11 protein-coding genes are annotated in these 22,038 nt (G+C 64.4%); 2 read left to right on the plus strand and 9 right to left on the minus strand.

Translation table 11 applies throughout. From position 1 onward, the window contains the following. Nucleotides 1-6 precede the first annotated feature (6 nt). The 5 genes from mscK to betI form a co-directional block, all read right to left on the minus strand. Nucleotides 7-3,315 carry a mechanosensitive channel MscK gene (gene mscK / locus ACO6VM_RS21450; RefSeq protein ID WP_401055600.1) on the minus strand — a complete coding sequence of 1,103 codons (3,309 nt, stop codon included), beginning with the start codon at nucleotides 3,313-3,315 and terminating at the stop codon, nucleotides 7-9. A gap of 35 nt (nucleotides 3,316-3,350) precedes the next feature. After that, nucleotides 3,351-5,093, minus strand: coding sequence for a potassium/proton antiporter (locus ACO6VM_RS21455; protein ID WP_110995330.1), 1,743 nt, complete (start codon nucleotides 5,091-5,093; stop codon nucleotides 3,351-3,353). Nucleotides 5,094-5,423: 330 nt separating this feature from the next. Next, on the minus strand, nucleotides 5,424-7,121 hold the full coding sequence (gene betA / locus ACO6VM_RS21460; RefSeq protein WP_401055598.1) for a choline dehydrogenase: 1,698 nt from the start codon (nucleotides 7,119-7,121) through the stop codon (nucleotides 5,424-5,426). 77 nt (nucleotides 7,122-7,198) lie between these two features. Beyond that, entirely contained in the window at nucleotides 7,199-8,671 is a 1,473-nt protein-coding gene (gene betB, locus ACO6VM_RS21465) for a betaine-aldehyde dehydrogenase (protein ID WP_125465883.1), read from the minus strand. A gap of 38 nt (nucleotides 8,672-8,709) precedes the next feature. Further along, the gene (betI, locus tag ACO6VM_RS21470; RefSeq protein WP_232882916.1) at nucleotides 8,710-9,366 is read right to left on the minus strand and encodes a transcriptional regulator BetI; all 657 of its coding nucleotides are present in this window, start codon (nucleotides 9,364-9,366) and stop codon (nucleotides 8,710-8,712) included. Between the two features lie 476 nt (nucleotides 9,367-9,842). On the opposite strand from betI, the gene ACO6VM_RS21475 reads away from it, so the two are divergent. Next, nucleotides 9,843-11,846 (plus strand): BCCT family transporter, encoded by a 2,004-nt coding sequence (locus ACO6VM_RS21475; RefSeq protein ID WP_422403792.1) that lies wholly within the window; start codon nucleotides 9,843-9,845, stop codon nucleotides 11,844-11,846. A gap of 55 nt (nucleotides 11,847-11,901) precedes the next feature. Here the strand turns inward: ACO6VM_RS21475 and ACO6VM_RS21480 are convergent, their stop codons facing one another. Then, nucleotides 11,902-13,380: a S1 family peptidase gene (locus ACO6VM_RS21480; protein ID WP_401055593.1), complete on the minus strand. Its 1,479-nt coding sequence runs from the start codon at nucleotides 13,378-13,380 to the stop codon at nucleotides 11,902-11,904. Nucleotides 13,381-13,573: 193 nt separating this feature from the next. On the opposite strand from ACO6VM_RS21480, the gene ACO6VM_RS21485 reads away from it, so the two are divergent. Continuing rightward, nucleotides 13,574-18,322: a hypothetical protein gene (locus ACO6VM_RS21485; protein WP_422403793.1), complete on the plus strand. Its 4,749-nt coding sequence runs from the start codon at nucleotides 13,574-13,576 to the stop codon at nucleotides 18,320-18,322. 23 nt (nucleotides 18,323-18,345) lie between these two features. On the opposite strand, the gene ACO6VM_RS21490 is transcribed toward ACO6VM_RS21485, so the two are convergent. The 3 genes from ACO6VM_RS21490 to ACO6VM_RS21500 form a co-directional block, all read right to left on the minus strand. Continuing rightward, a complete protein-coding gene (locus ACO6VM_RS21490) occupies nucleotides 18,346-19,110 on the minus strand; it encodes a divergent polysaccharide deacetylase family protein (RefSeq protein WP_422403794.1) in 765 nt (254 codons plus the stop codon). An 8-nt stretch (nucleotides 19,111-19,118) separates the two neighbouring features. Further along, a complete protein-coding gene (locus tag ACO6VM_RS21495; RefSeq protein ID WP_347150851.1) occupies nucleotides 19,119-20,453 on the minus strand; it encodes a S41 family peptidase in 1,335 nt (444 codons plus the stop codon). Nucleotides 20,454-20,535: 82 nt separating this feature from the next. Beyond that, nucleotides 20,536-21,840, minus strand: a complete 1,305-nt coding sequence (locus tag ACO6VM_RS21500; RefSeq protein WP_422403795.1) for a peptidoglycan DD-metalloendopeptidase family protein — start codon at nucleotides 21,838-21,840, stop codon at nucleotides 20,536-20,538. Nucleotides 21,841-22,038: the final 198 nt, after the last annotated feature.

Here is a 22,038-nt window from a genome sequence, read left to right on the forward strand (position 1 = left end):
GTCCACTCAACTGGGCGCGGTGCCATCCGTCTTTGGATTTTCCATCGGAATCAACTGCTGCTTGCCGCCTTTGGTATCCATCACGAACACCTCCACCTGGCGTACCGAGATCTTGATGTCGTGCGCCTTGAATTCGCGATTGATGTAGCGGTTGAGCTCATCCAGCGTCGGGTTGCGGTCGCCCAGGTCGCGCACATGCATGCGCAGTTCATGGTCCAGCGAACTCTCGCCGAAGTTGAGGAAGTACACGATCGGCTCCGGGTCCTTGAGCACCCGTGGGTTCTCGTGGGCGCCCTTGAGCAGGATATCGCGCACCAGGTCCAGGTCCGAGCCGTAGTCGATGCCCAGTTTCAGTGTCACCCTGGTGACCGTGTCGGTCAGCGACCAGTTGATCAGCTGGCCGGTGATGAAGGTCTTGTTGGGGACGATGATGTCCTTGCGGTCGAAGTCGGTAATGGTGGTGGCGCGGATGCGGATCTTGCTCACCGTGCCGGACAGGTTGCCGATGGTGATGGTGTCGCCGATCCGTACCGGGCGCTCGAAGAGGATCATGATGCCGGAGATGAAGTTGGCGAAGATCTCCTGCATGCCGAAGCCCAGGCCCACCGACAGCGCTGCCACCAGCCATTGCAGCTTGTCCCAGCTGACCCCGAGGGTCGACAGGGTACTGACGATGCCGACCCCGACGATGATATACGACAGCAGCGTGGTGGTGGCGTAGGCGCTGCCCTGGGCCAGGTTCAGCCGCGACAGCACCAGCACTTCGAGCAGGCCCGGCAAGTTGCCGGCCAGGGCGAAGGTGATGCCGACGATCACCAGCGCCCCCAGCAGGTCGCCGAGGCTGATCGGCACCATGCTGGCGGCGGCGCCAGTGCCGCTGGTGTATTCGTAGAGGGTGAAGTTGTTGAGGTAGGAGAACACCGAAATCAGGTCTGCCCACACCCAGTACAAGCCGGCGATGAAACCACCCAGCAGGGCCAGGCGGATCAGGCGCAGGGACTGCTGGTTGACCTGCTCGATGTCCAGGGTCGGCTCTTCGATCGGTACTTCGCCGTCCAGTCCTTCCTTGACCGCCTGGCGTTTGCTCAGGGCGCGCTGGTAGGCCAGGCGCCGCGCCGCCACCGACAGGCCACGCACGAACGCGGCCTCGATCACCAGCCAGAACAGCAGCAGATAGAGGGTGTAGATCAGGCGGTCGGTGAGCTTGAGCGCGGTGTAGTAGTAGCCGAAGCACACCGCCACGAACAGGGCGATGGGCAGGGCGGTGAAGGCCACCCCGACCGCGCGGCGGAACAGCGAGGTGTCGCGGTGCGCCGGGCTGCTCAGCAGCAGGCGGCTGAGCAGCCAGGCCATCAGCGCATAGCAGGCCAGCACCACGCCGATGCCCAGCACGTCGTCGGCCAGTGCCGAGGGCTGGTGCTCGGCCACCGCCACCACGCCCACCAGGGCCAGCACCACGGTGCCCAGGCGGCGCACCCAGCCACGCAGGAATTCGACCTGCGGCTTGTGCCAGCGGAAGTGGATCTCGGCCACGCCGCCCGGGGCGAGGATGCGGTAGGCGGTGTAGAACACCAGCCAGGCCTGGGCCAGTTGCCAGAGTGCGGCGCCGAGGTTGGCGTTCTGCCCGCGGGCGTCGATCTGCAGGGCGTAGCTGCCCAGCGCCAGGGCCAGGGCCACCGGCATGGCCAGGAGGATGTTGATCAGGATCGCCTGGGGCGTGTGCCACTGGCTGTCACGCTTGAAGTGGCCGATGTCCTGGTGAACCTTGCCCAGGCGTTGGTACAGGTACTTGCGTCGCCACAGCAGGGCGCCGATCACCAGCAGCAGCGGCAGGAACAGCAGCGGGCGCTGGCTGAGGCCGTCGGCCAGCTCCTTGATCCCCGAGCCCCAGGGCAGGCTGGCGACCTGCTCGGCCAGGCGCTCCGGCACGAAGCGCAGCCACTCCCAGTCCAGCGGCTTGTTGCTGGGGATCCAGAACATCTGCTCATCCAGGGTGGTGCGCAGGTTCTGGGCGGTGCTGAGCAGTTGCTTCTGGTTCAGTTGCAGGGTGATCGATTCGTTGAGCAGCGCGGAGAGTTCGCGGTTCAGGCGTTCGAGCAGGTCGCCACGGGTGATTGCCACTTCCAGCAGGGCCTTGCGCAACTGCGGTGTGGCGTCCTCCTGCGGCTGGTTGGCCAGCAGCTTGTCCACGTAGCTGGACGGGCTGCTCATCTGCTCGCGTTGCTGGTTGATCTCGAACTGGTACAGGCGGATATCGGCGATCTGGTCGGCCAGGTCGCGGTCGACTTTCAGGTGCGGCAGGGCCTGTTTCTGTTTGTAGAGGATCTTCGACAGCAGCAGGCTGCCCTTGAGCACGTTGATCTGCTCGTCCAGCGCCTGGTCGGCCTGGGTCAGGCTGTCCAGCTGCTGCTTGGTCCTGAGGTTCTGCTGGGTCAGCTCGTTCAGGCGGTCGGTGCTTTTGAGCAGGTAATCCGAGAGTTTGAGGTTGGCGGTGCTCTCGTTGGCCAGCACGGTGCTGCCGCCGGCCTTCTGCGCTTCGATCGACTGCTGGGTGACGGCTTGCTGGGATTGGGCCAGGCGCTTGTCGTTGATCAGCGTCTGCAGGTCCTGGATCTCTTGCTCCAGCCGCGCGGCACGGGCGATCAGCAGGTCGTGACGGGCGTTGCCCAGGTCTTGCAGCTGGCTGTTGGCGGCCAGTTCCTGACGGCGCAGCAGGGTCAGGGCGTTGAGCGAGGCCAACTCGGCGTTGAGCTGGTTGCGCAGGTCGCTGGTCAGCGCCTTGCCGCCGTCCTTGCCGCTCTTGAGGCTGTTGTTGATCTGCTGGGCGCGGGTCTGGTTGCTGCTGATCTCGGCCTGGGCCCGTTCGGGCCGGGTCTGCGAGTTGATAATCAGGCTGTTGGCTTCGGACAGGGCTTTCTGCAGCTCGCCCTGCTGGGTGCTGCGCTCGCTGAGCATCTGTTCGAGCTGCGGCACCGTAAGGTTGGCGTAGCGTTGGGCCACGGGTATGGCGCTGGCGCCCTTGAGCTTGATCAGCTCGCGCTGGCTGTCGCGGGTTTCCTGGGGGGCGGTGGCCAGTTGCTGCTTGAGGGCTTCGAGCTTCTGCTCGCTGTCTTCCTTGCTGGCCAGCAGCGCCAGGGTCTGCTCCAGCACTTGCTGCACGGCTTTCTGTTCGGCTTCGGGCAGCTTGCGCTCGGCGATCTTGTCGAGGCTGTTCTGGATGCCCGAGGTGGTCGGGACTTCCGCCGCGGTGGCCGCGAACGAGAGGGTCAGGCACAGCCCCAGCAGGGCTGCGCGGCAGTAATGGCGCAGGGACATAGGCAGGATTCTTGTGCTACGAGGCAAATCGGAGTTTAGAGGAACAAGCCGGGGCCAGGCCGGGTACCTTCGGGGAATCTGACGCCGACTTTCTGGATCTTGTTCCCGTCCATGACCGCGACGGTCCAGATCGTGCCGTGCCATTCGATCTGGTCGCCTACTACTGGAGCGCCTCCGACCTTCTGTCGGATGAACTGCGCCAGCGGCATTTTCGCGTCCAGGCCGTCGAGTTTCAGGCCATAAAGTGCGGCCACCGCGCCCAGTTCGGCATCGCCTTCGAGGACGAAGTCGCCGAAGAAGCGCAGGTCCAGGCCACGTTGCGGTGCCTGGCTGAACAGCTTGCCCAGCGCCGGGAGGTTGTGTTCGTGGCCGATCACGCAGAGCATGTCGCCAACTTCCAGCACGGTACTGCCCGAGGGGTGCAGCAGTTGTTCGCTGCGAAACAGCGCGGCGATGCGCGTGCCCTCGGGCATCTTCAGCTCGCGCAGGGCGGCGCCGATGCACCATTTCTCGGCACCCAGGCGGTAGACGAACAGCTCCCACTCGCTGGTGATGTGCACTTCCAGCGCCGAGCGCGAAATCGGTGCCGGGTCTGGCGGTACCGTGACCTTGAGCAGCTTGGCCATCCACGGCAGGCTGGTGCCTTGCACCAGCAGCGACACCAGCACGATGAAGAACGCCAGGTTGAAGAACAGCTGCGCGTCCGGCAGGCCGGCCATCAGCGGGAACACCGCGAGGATGATCGGTACCGCGCCGCGCAGGCCGACCCAGCTGATGAAGCCCTTTTCACGGCCATGGAAGGCCTTGAACGGCAGCAGCGCGGCGACCACCGACAGCGGCCTGGCAACCACGATCATCCACAGCGCCAGGCCCAGTGCCGGCAGGGCGATGGGCAGCAGGTCGTGGGGCGTGACCAACAGGCCCAGCACCAGGAACATGCCGATCTGCGCAAGCCAAGCCATGCCGTCGAGCATGTGCAGGATGCCGTGGCGGCTGCGCACCGGCTTGTTGCCCAGCACCAGGCCGCACAGGTAGACGGCGAGGAAGCCGCTGCCGTGCAGGGCGTTGGTCAGCGAGAACACCGCAAGGCCGCCGGCTATCACCAGGATCGGGTACAGGCCGCCGGCCAGGTTGATGCGGTTGACCAGTTGCAGCATCAGCCAGCCGCCGCCCAGGCCCAGCAGCGTACCGATGCCGAATTCGCGCAGCAGGTGGGTGAGCAGGCTCCAGTGCAGGCCGGTCTGGCCGCTGGCGATCATGTCGATCAGGGTGACGGTGAGGAACACCGCCATCGGGTCGTTGCTGCCCGACTCGATTTCCAGGGTGGCCGTGACCCGTTCGTTGAGGCCCTTGCCGCCAAGCAGCGAGAACACTGCCGCGGCATCGGTGGAGCCGACGATGGCGCCGATCAGCAGGCCCTGGATCATGCTCAGGTTGAACAGCCAGGCGGCGACCATGCCGGTCAGCGCGGTGGTGATCATCACGCCCACCGTGGCCAGCGACAGCGCCGGCCACAAGGCCACGCGGAAGCTGGCTACCCGGGTGCGCAGGCCGCCGTCGAGCAGGATCACCGCCAGCGCCAGGTTGCCCACCAGGTAGGCGGTCGGATAGTTGTTGAAGATGATGCCGCCGCCATCCACGCCAGCGACCATGCCGACGGCGAGGATGATGACCAGGATCGGGATGCCCAGGCGCGATGACAGCGAGCTGACCAGGATACTTGCACCCACCAGCAATGCGCCGATCAAGAACAGGCTGTTGATGGTGCTTGCATCCAAAGGCAGGTACTCCGGGACAGCGGGGGAATGAGGGACGTGCAGCCGTGAACTAGCAGGTCGCGTGCCAATCGATTCTAACCTGATGAATTGGCAGGCTGTAAAGCGTTTCCGCATATGAAAAAAGGCACCTCGAGAGGTGCCTTTTCTTGTGTTGCGTGAAGCTGTGGGAGCGGGGGGGGGGGGGGGGGGGGGGGGGGGGGGGGGGGGAGGGGGAAGAAGGGGAGGGGGGGGGGGGGGGGGGAAAGCTTGCCCCGCGATGGCGCCCGTCAGGACAGCGGCGTCGCCAGATCCTACGCTATCGCGGGGCAAGCCCGCTCCCACAAAGGCCAATCAAGCCTGCTTCACTTCACGCATCGGCTTGCCCTTCACCGGTGCATCACCCGCCACGTAGTACTTGGCGGTGCTGCGCGGCAGTGGCTTGCGGCCACGGATCTTGTCGGAGATTTTCTCGGCGATCATGATCGTGGTGGCGTTGAGGTTGCCGGTGATGATCAGCGGCATGATCGACGCGTCGACCACACGCAGGCCCTGCATGCCATGCACGCGGCCTTCGCCATCCACTACCGCCATGTCGTCGGTGCCCATCTTGCACGAGCAGGACGGGTGGAAGGCGGTTTCGGCGTGCTCGCGGATGAACTTGTCCAGCTGCTCGTCGGTTTGCACGTCGGCGCCTGGGCTGATTTCGCGGCCGCGGTACGGGTCCAGCGCCGGCTGGGCCATGATTTCGCGGGTCAGGCGGATGCCGTCGCGGAACTCCTGCCAGTCCTGCTCGGTGGCCATGTAGTTGAACAGGATGCTCGGGTGCTGGCGCGGGTTCTTCGACTTGGCCTGGATGCGACCACGGGCGGGCGAGCGCATGGAGCCCATGTGCGCCTGGAAACCGTGCTCTTTCACGCCGTTCGAGCCGTTGTAGTTAATCGCTACCGGCAGGAAGTGGTACTGGATGTTCGGCCACTTGAACTCAGGGCGAGTACGGATGAAACCACCGGCCTCGAACTGGTTGCTGGCGCCGATGCCGGTGCCGTTGAACATCCACTCGGCGCCAATGGCCGGCTGGTTCCACCACAGCAGCGATGGGTACAGCGACACCGGCTGGGTGCAGGCGTACTGCAGGTACAGCTCCAGGTGGTCCTGCAGGTTCTCGCCGACGCCCGGCAGGTCGTGGACCACCGGGATGTCGAGGCTTTCCAGCAGGGCGCGCGGGCCGACGCCGGAACGCTGCAGCAGCTGCGGCGAGGCGATGGCGCCGGAGCTGACGATGACTTCCTTGCGCGCACGGGCTTCGACGCGCTCTTCGCTGTCGCCGACCAGGTAGGTCACGCCAACGGCGCGCTTGCCGTCGAACAGCACGCGGTCGCTCAGGGCGTGGGTGACGATGGTCAGGTTCGGGCGCTTCTTGGCCTGGTCCAGGTAACCACGGGCGGTGCTGGAGCGACGGCCGTTCTTGGTTACCGAACGGTCCATCGGGCCGAAGCCTTCCTGCTGGTAGCCGTTCAGGTCTTCGGTGCGCGGGTAGCCGGCTTGCACGCCGGCTTCGACCATGGCGTGGAACAGCGGGTTGTTGCCGGCTTTAGGCGTGGCAACGCTGACCGGGCCTTCGCCGCCGTGGTAGTCGTTGGGGCCGATGTCGCGGGTTTCCGCCTTGCGGAAGTACGGCAGGCAGTCCAGGTAGGTCCAGTCTTCCAGGCCTGGCAGTTCAGCCCAGCCGTCGAAGTCCATGGCGTTGCCGCGGATGTAGCACATGCCGTTGATCAGCGAAGAACCACCCAGGCCCTTGCCACGGCCACATTCCATGCGGCGGCCGTCCATGTGCGGCTCTGGGTCGGTCTCGTAGGCCCAGTTGTAGCGGCGGCCCTGCAGCGGGAAGGCCAGGGCGGCCGGCATCTGGGTGCGGAAGTCGAAGCGGTAGTCGGGGCCGCCGGCTTCCAGCAGCAGGACGGTGACGCTGGCGTCTTCGGTCAGGCGGGTGGCCAGGGTGTTACCGGCCGAGCCGGCACCGACGATGATGTAATCGAATTCATGGGACATGAAAGTACCCTCGTTTGGCGGTGATCAGGGAGCGGAAACGCCCGTGCGCAAGGGCACGGGCGTGGCTGGACAGGGCCTTAGAAGACCGAGTTGTAGCCGCCCAGCTCGACCTGGACCGACTTGATGCGGGTGTATTGAGCCAGCGAGCTGACGCCGTTCTCACGGCCGACGCCCGACTGCTTGTAGCCGCCAACCGGCATCTCTGCCGGCGACTCGCCCCAGGCGTTGATCCAGCAGATGCCGGCTTCCAGCTGGTGGATGATGCGGTGGGCGCGGCTGATGTCGTTGGTGCACACGCCGGCGGCCAGGCCGTACTCGGTATCGTTGGCACGGCGGATGACTTCTTCCTCGGTCTCGTAGCTGAGGATGCTCATCACTGGGCCGAAGATCTCTTCCTTGACGATGGTCATGTCGTCGGTGCAGTCGGTGAACACGGTCGGGGCAACGAACGCGCCCTTGGCGAAATCACCCTCGGTCAGACGCTCGCCGCCGCACAGCACGCGGGCACCTTCTTCTTTGCCCTTGGCGATGTAGCCCAGCACGCTTTCCATGTGGGCGAAGCTGACCAGTGGGCCGAAGTTGGTGTTCTCGTCTTCCGGGTTGCCGACACGGATGCGGGCAACGCGCTCGGCGATCTTGGCTTCGAAGGCCGCTTTCATCGAGGCAGGGATGAACACGCGGGTGCCGTTGGTGCAGACCTGACCGGAGCTGTAGAAGTTGGCCATCATGGCGATGTCGGCGGCCTTGTCCAGGTCGGCGTCGGCGCAGATGATCAGCGGCGACTTGCCGCCCAGTTCCATGGTGACTTCCTTGAGCGTCGAGCTCGAGGCGCTGGCCATGACTTTCTTGCCGGTGGTGGTGCCGCCGGTGAACGAGACTTTCTCGATGCGCGGGTGCTCGGTCAGCCAGGTGCCGACTTCACGGCCGCTGCCGGTCAGGACGTTGAACACGCCGTTCGGCAGGCCGGCTTCGGTGTAGATCTCGGCCAGTTTCAGGGTGGTCAGCGAGGTGACTTCCGATGGCTTGAAGATCATCGCGTTGCCGGCGGCCAGGGCCGGGGCGGATTTCCACAGGGCGATCTGGATCGGGTAGTTCCACGCGCCGATACCGGCGGTCACGCCCAGCGGCTCGCGGCGGGTGTAGACGAAGGACGATTCGCGCAGCGGGATCTGCTCGCCTTCGATGGCCGGTACCAGGCCTGCGTAGTACTCCAGCACGTCGGCGCCGGTGACGATGTCGACGTAGCGGGTTTCGGAGTACGACTTGCCGGTGTCCAGGGTTTCCAGCTGGGCCAGCTCGTCGTTGCGCTCGCGCAGGATGTCGACGGCGCGGCGCAGGATGCGCGAACGCTGCATGGCAGTCATGGCTGCCCAGACTTTCTGGCCGCGTTCGGCGCTTTCGACGGCCTTCTCGACGTCCGCCTGGGTGGCGCGCTGCACGTGGGCGAGGACTTCGCCGGTGGCCGGGTTGATGGCCTCGAAGGTGGCATCGCTGCCAGCGTCGACGTAAGCGCCATCAATGTAGAGTTTTTGCGTTCCGAAACGGGCCATAGTGTCCTCGCAAGTGCAGTGTGTGGTTGGCTGCCGCGTCACGCTCCTGCCGGTTGGCCAGTGGCTGTGCGCGGTGGTTCAGCGGCCTGGTCGTTAGTGCCCAGGGTGTGCTGTTTAGCCAGTTGTAGATCCATGTATTCGTAAGCAATCCGTATCGCCTGGTCGGTGTCGAATGCGTCACCCGACAAGGCGCCACGCAACCAGAGACCGTCGATCAGGGCCGCCAGCCCGCGGGCAGCCTTGCGCGCATGGTAGAGCGGCAGGGCGCGGCGGAACTGGCAGCACAGGTTGGAATACAGGCGGTGATCGTTGATCCGCTGCAACCTGTGCAAAGACGGCTGGTGCATGCTGGAGGCCCAGAAGGCCAGCCAGGTTTTCATTGCCGGGCCGTTCACCTGGCTCGCATCGAAGTTGCCTTCGATGATCACCTTCAGGTGAGCGCGCGGGCTGTCGTCCGTCAGGGCCTGGCGACGTGCGGCCACGCCCTCGTTGAGCATGCTCATGATGTAGCCCATCGTCGCTGCGATCAGGCCGTTCTTGTCCTGAAAGTAGTGACTGATGATGCCGTTCGACACGCCGGCCAAACGGGCAATCAGCGCAATGCTGGCGTCCCCCAGTCCGACCTGATCGACCGCCTGCAGGGTGGCTTCGATCAACTGCTGGCGGCGGATGGGTTGCATACCGACCTTGGGCATCTTGCTATCTCCTCAGGCCTGCGAGCAGACGACGGGCGGCTGACTCGGCGAAGGCCAGTCTATTTTGTTTTGATTGAACGTTCAATCAATAAAGAATAAGCTCTGCGACAATTTGTGCCATTGACAGTTTTCAAGCGGTCAACGGGACACGGATTGACACCCCAGGAAATCGCGTAACCCCCGGAATACAAGGCGTTGACGGGCATGAGCGATGCAAAGACAGATTCTGCCGAGCGGTCACAGGCTGCGCGGTCGGCCCTTGGAGCGGGCCTGGTGGCTGTGGCGAATGCGCACACTCCTCAAAGGAGATGCGGATCGGCGACAGGTCACCCGTCTGTTTTCTTGCAACGTTTCTAATCGGGATCACGGTTTCCAGGGTGCCTTTTATAACACCTGACGCTGTAGGGCTATTGCACCAATTGCGTCGGACATAACTGTTTAGCCTCCACTGCCGCACTGCCCGGAGCATTCGAGCAATGAGTTCTGCTTCCCTAACCAACCCCCCTGCCGAGCGGGTACGGGTCAACCGCGTGGTGTTCTACACCTCGGCGCTGCTGATCCTCGTTCTGACGGCCTTGCTGATCGCTGTACCCGAAACTGCCGGCCAGGTGCTCGGTGTCGCCCAGAAATGGCTGACCCGTACCTTCGGTTGGTACTACATGCTGGTAATCTGCGGTTACCTGCTGTTCGTCGTTTACCTGGCCTTCTCCGACTACGGCAAGCTCAAGCTGGGCGGCAAGGACGACACCCCCGATTTCAGCTACGGCGCCTGGGCCGGCATGCTGTTCTCCTCCGGTATCGGTATCTCGCTGCTGTACTTCGGCGCGTCCGAGCCGCTGGACCACTACTTCAACCCACCGGAAGGCACGCCTGCCAGCCTCGAGGCCGCGCGCCAGGGCCTGCAACTGACCTTCCTGCACTGGGGCCTGCACGGCTGGGCGATCTACGCCCTGGTGGGCCTGGCCGTGGGTTACTTCGCCTACCGCCACAACCAGCCGCTGGCGCTGCGCTCGGCACTGTACCCGCTGGTCGGTGAGCGTTGGGTCAAGGGCGGCGCGGGCCATGCCGTGGACATCTTCGGCATGTTCGTCACCCTGCTGGGCCTGGTGACCAACTTAGGGATTGGTTCGATGCAGGTGGCCTCGGGCCTCGAGTACCTGTTCGGCATGGACCACAGCAAGACCAACCTGCTGGCGGTGATCCTGACCATGGCCGGCGTGGCCACCATCGCTGCGGTGTCGGGCGTGGAAAATGGCATTCGCCGTTTGTCCAACCTGAACATCCTGCTGTTCAGCGGCCTGCTGATCTTCGTGCTGCTGGCCGGCAACACCCTGTACCTGTTCAACGGCTTCGTGCAGAACATCGGCGACTACCTCAACGGTATCGTGCTGAAGACCTTCGACCTTTATGTGTACGAAGGCGCGGGTGACAAGTCCGAGCGCTGGCTGGGCCTGTGGACCGTGTTCTACTGGGCCTGGTGGATCTCCTGGGGCCCGTTCGTCGGCATGTTCATCGCCCGTATTTCCAAGGGCCGTACCGTGCGCCAGCTGGTCAGCGGCGTGCTGCTGATCCCGCTGGGCTTCACCCTGGCCTGGCTGTCGATCTTCGGCAACACCGCGCTGGACCTGGTGATCAACCAGGGCGCCGTGGAGCTCGGCAAGACCGCGCTCGAACAGCCGTCAATGTCGATCTACCAGTTACTCGAATACTTCCCAGCGTCGAAAATCGTCATCGGTGTGGCGGTGTTCGTCGGCTTCGTGCTGTTCCTCACCCCGGCCGACTCGGGCGCGGTGATGATGGCCAACCTGTCGTGCAAAGGCGGCAAGGTGGACGAAGACGCCCCGCACTGGATGGTGGTGTTCTGGTCGGTGGTGATCACCCTGGTGACCATCGGCCTGCTGTTCGCCGGTAACTTCGAAGCCATGCAGACCATGGTGGTGTTGGCTGGCCTGCCGTTCTCGGTGGTGCTGGTGCTGTTCATGTTCGGCCTGATGAAGGCGATGAAGCAGGACGTCGCCGTCGAGAACGAGCGCGCAGAACTGGCCGCCCGTGGCCGTCGCGGCTTCAGTGAGCGCCTGAGCCAGCTGGACCTGCAGCCGACCCAGGCCGTGGTGCAGCGCTTCATGGACAAGCAGGTCAGCCCGGCGCTCAAGGAAGCCGCCGAACAGCTGCGCACCCTGGGCTTCGAGGTCGAGACCCGTGTTGGCCAGTCGCGCAACATGATGGGCCTGCGGGTGATGATGGAAGAGGGCAACCCCTTCGTCTATGAAGCCAGCCTGGACGGTTACCTGGCCGCGCCGAGCGAGGCGCCGGTCGAAGGCGAGCCAGAGGTGCAGCAGCGCTTCTACCGCGCCGAGGTGTACCTGCACAGTGGCAGCCAGGAATACGACCTGATGGGCTTCACCCGCGAGCAGATCGTGCGTGACGTGCTGGATCAGTTCGAAAGCCACCGCCAGTTGCTGGGGCGTGTGTACAGCTGAGTCTGAGCTGATCTGAAGCAGAGGCCCGGTTCGCGAGAACCGGGCCTTTTGCGTTTCAGGATGGCTTGGGCAGGAGCAGGTCGGTGCGTGGCGGTGAGCCTTGCTTCAGCAGGTCGAAGGCCATGGTGCAGACGGTCATCGGCAACTGCGCGGCAGGTATGCGATGGTCGAGCCTGGGCAGCGCGCGAAAGCCCGCGGGGTCGTTGCAGTCGATCTTGTCGGGGGCACCCCGTTTGACCCGGTACCGGGTCAGGTTCGGCAGGTCGAGGTGCCAGGTGATATCGATGTCGCCGTCGGCCGTATAGCGGGTGGTCAGTGAAGGCTCCGGCAGACCCGCCGGCAGCAGCAGGGTGGCGATGCTCAGGCTGTTGGCCATCAGCGCGGACGAAGGCCGGTGCTCAGGCGAATCGACGCCGATCAGGCACAGGTAATGCCAGCCGGGTTCAGGGCCGATCGGGTCATCGATGCGGTTTTCGCTGGCGGCGATGGTGCCGCTGTAGCCCAGTGGGTCCTCGCAGGCAAGCGCATCGCGGGTGGCCTTGTAGCGATAGCGCGGGGTGTCGAGGGTGAAGGCCAGGCCCCAGGAGGGCAAGCTTTCCAGGCCGTCGGCTGCGCTGGCGATCTTGGTCACGGCGGGGGGGCTGGTCTGTTGTTCGAGCCTGAAACCCGGTGTCAGGTGACAGTCTGGCTGCGCCAGGTCCACGCGCCCCTCGCGCCAGCACCCGAGCAGGCGTTGCACCGGCATGCTGAAGTTGCGCGGGGCCTGTGCTGCGGGCGCCGTTTCATCCGCCCGGCAAGGGTTGTCCGCCGAGCAGTGCGCGGCGCCGATACTGTTGACCACACCAACCAGCTTGCCGCTGGCAGGTTCGATCACCGGGCTGCCCGATGCGCCTTCGGCCAGCCCCAGGCAGTCGTTGCCCCTGGCATGGCGCCAGACCCACGGCCGCCTCATGACCACGCCAGCGCTCTGCTCGGTGCAGGTGAGCAGACGCAGGCCGAGGTCGGGCCTGCTGGGTTCGCCCAGCACCGTTACCTGGCTGCCCGAGGCGAGTGCTGGCCCGATGGGCAACGGCACGATGCCTTGCGCCCTGGCCTGCTCCAGGGTGACGTCAAGCTCCAGCAATGCCAGGTCGATGCCTTGCATGCTGCTCCAGACAATCCGTTTGACCGATAGCTGCTTGCGTTCATCGGGGGTGTCGACGAAGTAGTTGAAGCTGACACTGGCGCTCAGTGGCTGGTCCTGGACGATCACGCCATGGCGCTGGGCGACGCAGTGGCCGCTGGTGACGACATAGGCTGGGGCGTCGGCGGCATGCGGGCCCTCGCCAGGTTCGAGCAGGGTAGCGATGCACTGCTTGTTGCCGGGTAGGGAAAGGCGGCCGACGCCGGTCCATTGCTGGCTTTGCGCCGAGGCGTTGGTCAGTGTCAGGGCAGGCTGCGGCCCCTGTTGGTTGGCCTGCTGGGCGACGGTCGGTGTGCTGCAGGCAAGGCTGCACAGTATGGCCGCGTGGATGCTGCGGTTGATGGTCGTCATGGTGAAACCTCCGGTGGATATCAAGCGGACACTGTCGCGTCGCAGGCTGGAGGTGGTGTGTTAGATAGTGCTCGCACCGACAGGTTGACCAGGTGGGCGTCACGGGGATGTGCCCGGCCCCGAGCTTTATGTAGTGCCGTGCCGACCAGCCGTGCTCGCATCCTGTGGGCTTCTATGGAACAGGAGCCAACCTATGCCGACCTCATCCACCCCGGTCTATAACCTCAGGCAAGCGTGTGCGAGGCAGTTCGCCGAGCGACCTACGCTGCGCCAGGTGGCGAGCCAGCAGATCCTCAAGCTGCTGCTGGCCGAGCTGCCCTGGCTCGCTGCGGTGCAGCCGGCACTTGCCGATGCGGATCCTTTAACGCTCGACAGCCCAGATCCCGACACGGCGTATTGGACCACCGCACCCTTGGTTGACGTGGTGCTGCAGGCGCTGGTGCATGGCACGCAGTTGAACCTCGAGCCGCTCGGTGCGCGCACTTACAACCTGGGGCTGAACAGCCCCTATCGCTTCGCAGGTTCAAGCAGCGAGTTCGACACGCGAAGCCTGAATGCCGTAAGCGACGCCTTCAACGAGCTGCTACAGGCGCTGCCCGCGCACTTCTGCCAGGCGCAGGTCGACTACTGGAACGCGGTCCCGTGCATCGCCCCTGGTGACTGCGGCGTCAGCCGTCATCGTTGGATGCAGCAAGCCCTGCGCAGCGCATTGCTCAGTGGCATCCAGTCCCAGTCACTGGCTGGCGACGCCAGTGAATGTCTCCATGAACTGCTGGCCGGCCGCACGGCGGCGATGCAGGTCAATGCCATCGAGCTGACCCTGCAGGGGGGCGGGGTCGAGCGCAGGGTGATGCTGGCGGACCTGTTGGTAATGCTGGAGCGCGACGAGCGCCGTCTGCTGCTGTGGTGCCCGCCGTCGGGCATGCCGCTTGCGTTCACTTCCCTCGAAGAGTTCTCCCTTGCACTGCGAGACCGCGAAGCGGCGCGTCACGGCTTCGACAAGTTGTCCTGGAGCCTCTACGAGCTGCAGGGCAACCCATTCCTGCAGCAGTCCGCTTTACTGCTCGACTGGATGCTCGAGCGCCTGCAGCACCTGCCCTGGCAGTCGATCGATTCGGTCGCGAAGCTGGAAGCCTGGTACGCAGGGTTGAGCGATCCGTGCTCGATGTTTCTCGATGGCGCTGGCTTCGCTACGCAGGAGGAGACCCCGGCGCTGCCTGACTGGCTGGAGCAGGCCAGCAGCCAGGATCGCTTCGAATACCAGGTGGCGACGCTTGACCTGGCCGTCGAGCAGGCGCTTTCGCAAGGCAAAGGTTCGCTCGACGGCGTTCTCGATCTGCTCAGCTATACAAGGCAGGGTCTGCGTAAACAATTACTGGCCGACCACCCGCAAGACGCCAACTATTTTCCAGATGATCTGATGCTGACGGTAAAGACGGCACAGGGGGTGCCTGGTGGGGCGGCCACGGGCACCGGGGACGGTGTGGTGAGCTGGCGTGTGATGACACTGACCGAGTTCGCCATCGGTAATCTGAGTGCCCTGGGGCATGGCATCATCGATTCGATCAGCCACCGTGAAAAACAGTTGATCATGGACTGGATGGACGCCAGCTACCTCAAGGCACTGGTTGAGAAGGTGGATATTGGCGGGCACTACCCTGTTTATGTTGCAACCACCTTGAACGACCCGGCTACCCGTGATGAGCGGGTCAGGTGTTTTGCCAGGGAGTGGCGCAGCCAGCTCCTGTTCGATGCACTGAAACTCAAGATCGATGGCGGCCTGGATCTCGCCGTCTGGGAAGGGCTGGCCGAATTCTGTCGCAGTGGCCTGGATCTGAAGCTCAACGTCGATATCGCCCCCTTGGCATTCCGAGCCCCGGATTACAGGGCCGGGGACACTGTCACCTGCATGTACGTCATGCGCCTGTATCGACCGCAAGCGTGGCTGCTCTACCGTCCGCTTCACCGCGACGCGCCCTTGCTTTGCTACGCAGATCGCCATGCCTTGATGGCGGCGATTCGGCAAGACGACGAGTTGCAGCAAAGTGTATTGGAATGGCTGGCTGACGAGCCAAGAGAGGTCTACCAGGACGGTGGCTTCGAGCAGCCTCACAGGCTCACCGGATGGGCGGGGCAGGCCACCGAGCAGTTGGTGCCGGCCAGCAGCCTTGCGAGCGGCGCCATTGCCCAGCCCGCGGAGCTTGCGTTCAAACCCTGGCTGGCCGATGTCGATGCCCATCTGTTCGCTGGCAAGCTGCGGGCCTTGACCGAACTGGCCGACCGGCAAACGGTATCCAGCGCCGAGAGCCGATGGAGTCGGATGATGGAGGCCAGCTGGTTGCTGTTCAACGTGGTGGCACCCGTGCTGCGTGGGCCAGTCGCCCTGGTGGCCTGGCTGGTGTCCTCGATCAACGCGCTGGAGAGTGATGTGCAGGCGCTGAGCGAGGAGGATGACGCCGAGAAATCCCTGGCCATCATGGACATCCTCAGCAACCTTTCGATGGTGATCGCCCATTCCCGTATGCCCCAGGCTAGCGCTGTCGCCGAGGTTTCGACAGGGGCTGTCGGCAACGAAGCGTTGAGGATGCCCACGCCGGCGTTGGCACCGGTCGAAATGGGCAAGGCCCATCTACCTGGTGCGTTGCAGACGCTGGACAGCGGATCGGTGACCCTCGCGACCGGTTGGGGCCCGGAGCCTGCCGCCCAGCTCAAGGCGCTGCTGGGGCTGGTGAGCACTGTGGATCTCGAAGGGGTTGTGGAGGCGGACGGTTTTTATCAGCAGGCGGGTGAACGCTACGTCGAGCTGTATGGCGAGCATTTCAAGGTCGAGCAGTTCGGTGCCGATGTGCGCGTCGTGAGCCCGGAGGGGCAGCTCGGCCCGTGGCTGTGGCGTGGCGAACAGTGGAAGGTGCGCACGGGGTTCTTTGGCGGCATGCCCCCGACCAAGGGCGTTCTTCCCAGGCGGCAGGCACAGTTCGACAAGATCGACCGGGAAATGACGGCGACGATGGGGGATGCGGCGAAACTGCGCCAGCTGATCAATGAAGAGTCGATGTCGGTCATCAACCTGGATGAGGAGCTGACGTCGCATGAAGCGCGTCTGGAGCAACTGACCCAGGGTGTTGTGACCGGGTTGACGCAGGAGCAGATCGATGAGAACGCGGAGGATGCCCGCAAGAAAATCGCTCAGCAGGCCCCGGAACTCAGGCGGTTGCGCGAAGGCGTCATCAACAACCTGTTGGCCGTCATTGGCTATGACAAGGTCATTCTGCGATCGATGTCCCAGCTCCTGGAACTGCAGCGCTTTGGTACCCGCAGAGGGTACGTCGTCGAGGAAGCCAACCGCTTGATAACGAGGACCCGCAATACCCTGGTGCTCAGCAGTTGGAACGTCTTCGACGAGTTGAGGCGCATGGCTGACTATCCCGAGCTGCAGCGCCTGTCGGGCATTCTGGATGGCCGCCTGATCGCCGAGGTTCGCCCTGAATACCATGCACTCAAGACACAATTGCGCAGCGTCGTGCGAAGCCAGGCGCAGATGATCCAGGCCAGTATCGACCTGGACACCTATCTGCCAGAGATCGTGCCGAAGACGGTGTTGAATCCCCCCCTCGAGCTGCCGTCGAGTGCGTTGGGTACGGCGTCGCAGGCAGATCCGCAAGCTCCTGACCAGCCGCTGTTCATACCAGTCACCGCGAAAATGGTGGTGTCGTTCCGCCCGATGACCACCGTCCAGCTACGGTTTCACCAGGCGATGAACTACACCGACCTTGCCCTGGATCTGAGCCGCCGGGGGCAGGCACGCAAGCAGTCACGCTACCGGCATCAACTGGCCAGCGATGCGTTGAAAAGTGCTGCCAGTGCCCACTCGGCATTGAGCACCAGCGTTCTCTCGCCGGCCGACCGGATCGAGATTCTGCAAAATGCCTGGGACGAGTACTCCGCAGCGATCATCAACAGTTTCGATATTGTTCGCGAGGGTGGCACCCTGGTTGAGGTCGACATGCTCGTGCGCTACGTGGACGAGTTGAAGGCGCTCAAAGCAATGATTGGCGTGCAGCTGGAGGAGGCGATTGCCGAGCAGGACGGGGTCGTGCTGCCCAAGCGTCATCCGGCCTACAGGATTGATCAGTCGAAGCAGCAGCTGGTTCGTACGCGCAAGGGTGAGTTGCTGGTGGGCCGCCCCGTGCGCGCAGACGGTGCCGACAGGCTGGAAGTGCGTGATCCCTTCACCAATGAGCTGCTGCACCGCTTTGAGTCGAATGGCCTGGGCGGCTGGGTGGAAGCCGACGAGTCAGAAGCGCCACAGGTGTCCAAGGACGGCAGTGACATGATGGCGCTGGAGCAGTTTGCCGAACTGCTGCTCAAGGAGGGCGCGCAGGTAGAGCGCAAGGTGCAGGAGTACATCGAGGCTGAGGTGCGTGGCCACCAGCTGACGGACTTGATCGATGGCCATGTGCAGGAATTGCGCAACACCGTGCAACGCATGGCAGGTAGCGCCGGCACCGCGGCCCTGGCGGCCCGCCTCGAAGCGCAGGTCGAGCACTGGACGAAGCGCCGGAACGACTCGCTCATCAAGCTCTATGAAAATACCCATTATCCCGATGCCGACGCGCTGGCCTACATGCACGCCCAGGGGCTGATAGAGGTCGTGTATCAGGGCTCGCGGCAGCAACTGGCTGACGGCACTGCGATGGATGAGTACTTGATCAAGCGTCGTGTCCCCGGCGGCAAGAAGAAGATGTCGACCCTGTGGGTGGCACATTTCCACTTCGCGCAGTTGGCGGATGATCCCACCCAGTTCGTCCGCGGACACCTGAAAACATGGCAGCAGCGCTTCTACGGTACCAACGATGCACGCCAGCTGGCGTTGATGGGGCAGCGTATCCACCGAGGACCACTAACCTACGACCAGGTAAAGAACATCATGCCTTTCCACTGAGTTCGCCCGTCGGCCGAGCAGGCTCAACGGTTCTGGTAGCGCCCGGCCTTGCCATGGCCGGGCATGGCCTGGTTACCACGCTCGGCGATCATCTGACGCAATGAAATCAGTTCGATACCCTGGCTCTTGAGCCGGGGTATCTCACGTTCCAGTACTTGCAGGGTTTGCGGGTAGGGGTGGCCGATCAGTACGGCGGAGCCCTGCTTGTGGGCCAGTCTCACGCCTTGCTGCAACTGCGCCGTGATCGCCTCGGGCGTGCGCACGTCGTCCAGGAACACATCCCGCGAGACATGCGCCAAGCCGATGCGTTGGGCCTCGGCGGCGGCCACCGTGGCGGCGCTGGTGCGGCTGTCGACGAAGAACAGGTGACGGCCCTGCAGCTCGCCCATCAGCCAGGCCATCGGCTCACGCTGGGCCGTCATGCGGCTGCCCATGTGATTGTTGATGCCGGCGGCATACGGCACTTTCGTCAGTGCGGCGTTCAGCCGTGCGGCCAGCTCCGGCAGCGGCGTGCCGGGGTGCCAGGCGTAAGGGCCGGTGGCAGGATCCATGGGCATGTGCAGGATCACCGTGCGCCCGGCCTTGTGGGCCTGGCGGGCGAACTCGGTGGCGTGGGGGGTGTCGGGCATGATCGCCATCGTGACCGGGCCGGGCAGGGCCAGGGTGCGGCTGTCGCGCTCGGCGCTCTGGCCGAGGTCATCGATGATGATGCTCATGTAGGCCATGGCCGGCGCCGCTTGGGCGACGCCGGCCATGAGGCAGAACAGCAGGAACAGCAGACAACGCATGGGGACGGTCATTCACCCTTGGTGATGTTCAGGCCCTTGAGCAGGCTGAGGGCCTGGCTGAGCTGGAAGTCGTTGTCCTGCGGGCGCTCCTTGCGCTTGGCGCTGCCGGTCGGGCGATCGGCGCCGCCGTTGCCGTTGCCCAGGTGGCCCTGCAGGTCGGCTTCCTTGAAGTTCTCGGTGTCGGTTTCGGCGGTGAGCTTGGCCGGGCGCACTTCGATGTCCGGGACGATGCCCTGAGCCTGGATCGAGCGGCCGTTGGGGGTGAAGTACAGCGCGGTGGTGAGCTTGAGCGCGCGGTCGTTGGCCAGCGGCAGCACGGTCTGCACCGAGCCCTTGCCGAAGCTGTCGGTGCCCATCAGCACGGCGCGTTTCTGATCCTGCAGGGCACCGGCGACGATCTCCGAAGCCGAGGCGCTGCCGCCGTTGATCAGGACCACCAGCGGTACGCCCTCGCTGGCGTCGGCCGGGTCGGCCGAGAAGCGCAGTTCGGAGTTGGCGATGCGGCCTTTGGTGTAGACGATCAGGCCTTTGGTGAGGAAGTGGTCGGCCACTTCCACCGCGGCTTGCAGCACGCCGCCGGGGTTGTTGCGCAGGTCGAGCACCACGCCGCGCAGCTTCTTGCCGTTGTCCTTGCGCAGTTTGGCCAGGGCCTTGCCCACCTCTTCGCCAGTCTTGACCTGGAACTGGGTGATGCGGATGTAGCCGTAGTCGTTCTCCAGCAGCTGGCTCTTCACGCTCTTGACCTGGATCACCGCGCGGGTGAGGGTCACGTCGAACGGCGTGCCGCCGTCGCGCACCAGCGTGAGGACGATCTTCTCACCGACCTTGCCGCGCATCTTGTCGACGGCTTCGGTCATGGTCTGGCCACGGGTCGGGGCGCCGTTGATCTTGACGATCAGGTCACCGGCCTGCACGCCGGCGCGGGAGGCCGGGGTGTCGTCGATCGGCGACACGACCTTGATGAAGCCGTCTTCCTGGCCGACTTCGATCCCCAAACCACCGAATTCGCCGCTGGTGCTTTCCTGCAGCTCCTGGAAGTCTTCAGGGCCGAGGTAGGCCGAGTGCGGGTCGAGGTTGCTGAGCATGCCCTTGATGGCGTTTTCCAGCAGGGTCTTGTCGTCGACGGGCTCTACATACGCGGCCTTGATGCGGTCCATGACCTCGGCGAAGGTGCGCAGCTCCTCCAGCGGCAGTGGCGCCTTGGCGGTCACCTCGGTGGCCGGCACCGTGGCCGGCTTGGCGGCAACGGCAGGCTTGGCCGGCTCGGCGGCGAGCGCCAGGGGCGCGCCGATGACCAGGGCAATGGTCAGGGCCAGCTGGGTGAGGCGAGGCGAGTGCAGCATGTCGAACGAACTCCTGATCCTGTAGGTGCCCCTTGCTGGAGCATCGGCCCGGCGTTTTCACGCGCCGCGCCGTAAAAGTAGTTTAGCCTCGGCACCATTGCGCAGGGTCGGTGGGCCGGCCCTGCTGGCGAATCGCGAAGTACAAACCGGCGCTGTCCTGGCCGCCACTGTCGCCGACGGTGGAGATGGCTTCGCCGGCCTTGACGATGTCACCGGCGCTCTTGAGCAGGCTCTGGTTGTGGCCGTACAGGCTCAGGTAACCATTGCCGTGGTCGAGAATGACCAGAAGCCCGGCGCCGCGCAACCAGTCGGCGAATACCACGCGCCCGCCGTGTACGGCGCGTACCTGGGTACCGGCGCTGGCGCTGATCATCACGCCGTCCCACTTGGCCCGGGCATCGCTGCCGCGCATGTCACCGAAGCGTGCCAGCAGTCGACCATTGACTGGCCATGGAAGTTTTCCCCGGGCTGCGGAAAATGCACCGCCGTAGCTGGCGCTGTCGCTGGAAACCACCGGGCCAAGCGTGGTGCGGGCCTTTTTCGGGGGCTCTTCCGGTTCTGCTTGCTGGTTGCGGGCGGCGGCGGCCAGGGCCTGTTCCTTGCGGCGCTTTTCTTCTTCCTGCTTGGCGAGCAGGGCGCGCTGGCGCGCTTCTTCCGCCTCGCGGGCCTGGCGTGCGAGGGTTTCCTCGATGGTCTTGAGCACTTTGCCCAGGTCGGCCTGGTCCTGCTCGCGGGACTGCAGCTTCTGGTCGCGCTCTTTCATGTCGCTGTTGAGCTTGGCCAGTACCTGCTGGCGTTTGTCGCGTTCGCCGACCAGCGCCTGGCGGCGGCTGTCGAGGTCGGCGCGCTGGGTGAGCAGTTGCTCCTGCTGGCGGCCGATGTCCTGTTCGACGTTGGCCAGCTGGCGCAAGGTCTCGTTGAAGGTGCGCAGTTGCTCGGTGCGCGCCTTGCTCAGGTAGTCGTAGTAGGTGAGGGTGCGGGCGAATTTCTCGGGGTTCTGCTGGTTGAGCAGCAGCTTGAGGTATTCCTCGCGGCCGTTGTTCTGGTAGGCCGAACGGGCCTGGACGGCAATCAGGCGTTGTTGCTCAACGCGGGCGCTCTGGAGTTTTTTTTTCTCGTGATCAAGGCGCTCCAGCTCGCCCTCGGTCTTTTTTAGTTCTTGCTGCAGTGCCTCCACCTGTTTTTCCAGGTTGCCGATGTCGGTCTCGGTGGACTTGAGGTCTTTCTGCACGCCGGACTTCTCCTCCTGGAGCTTGCCCAGCATCTTCTTCAGCTCGGCGATGTCCTGGCGGGTGGCGTCCAGCTGTTGCTGGGTCTGTGCGCGCTCGTCGGCGAAGGCCGGGGCGAGCAGGCATGACAGGGCGAGTAGGAACAGGGCGCGGAGCATGGGGTTGGGCGTACCAAGGATGGAGACTGGCCTAGTATGCCCGCGCGGGCTTGCAAAAAAAACGCCTCGCGGCATGTGCGGCGAGGCGTTTGTCTGGAATTCATCTGCAAAAAGCAGTTAATGCCTTCGTGGGGGGGGGGGGGGGGGGGGGGGGGGAGAGGGGAGGGGGGGGGGGGGGCGGGCGGAGCATACCCAGAA

It is taken from the genome of Pseudomonas sp. GZD-209 (genome assembly GCF_049310485.1).
GTDB lineage: Bacteria > Pseudomonadota > Gammaproteobacteria > Pseudomonadales > Pseudomonadaceae > Aquipseudomonas > Aquipseudomonas sichuanensis.